At 46.1% G+C, this 549-nt stretch carries 1 protein-coding gene; it reads left to right on the forward strand.

Annotated elements, in window-relative coordinates:
• Positions 1-549, forward strand: a 549-nt coding sequence (locus KP705_RS16595; RefSeq protein ID WP_215765050.1) for a hypothetical protein, incomplete at both ends; no start/stop codon positions are given.

Raw genomic sequence — 549 nt, forward strand, 5'->3', positions numbered from 1 at the left:
GATGGAGGATGGCCATCTTGAGTGGTTCTATAATGAGACACTCAATACGCGACTGATACAGAGGTACGGATCGTTTAAGGAGTTCAAGGGGTCTCTTAATGATGAGAGGCTTCGCATCGTTCGAGATCAGTCTGATGGATCTCTGAAGATGATGAAGAAGCGTGTCATCAATGATGCTGAGCTTTTCACGAAGCGTGATGAAGGCGAAGCCACGATAGGTGTCCCTAAATCATTGGATATGTTCGGGCCCGATATTGCTATGGCTCTCTGTGTTGAGCCTTCTCTTGATGGTCGTGTCATCGTTGGTGATGAAATAAAATTCGAGCAGATGGAGAATAAGATTGTTGGGCTGATGCTCCCGCATCATGCTTTCTATAACGTCTCTGAACCCTGTCTTATGGTCCAGAATTATACGCAGACGCCTGACACTGAACTCGGCAAAAAGGCTCTCGAACTCATTGAAGTTGTCTCTAAGCGACACCATCAGCAGGTTATCGAAAAACTCCAAAAAATTGGATGCGATGCTCTAACGGGGCGTAATCTGTTTGC

Origin of the sequence: Gluconobacter sp. P1D12_c (assembly GCF_018812105.1) — a bacterium.
In the GTDB taxonomy this organism is placed as follows: domain Bacteria; phylum Pseudomonadota; class Alphaproteobacteria; order Acetobacterales; family Acetobacteraceae; genus Gluconobacter; species Gluconobacter oxydans_A.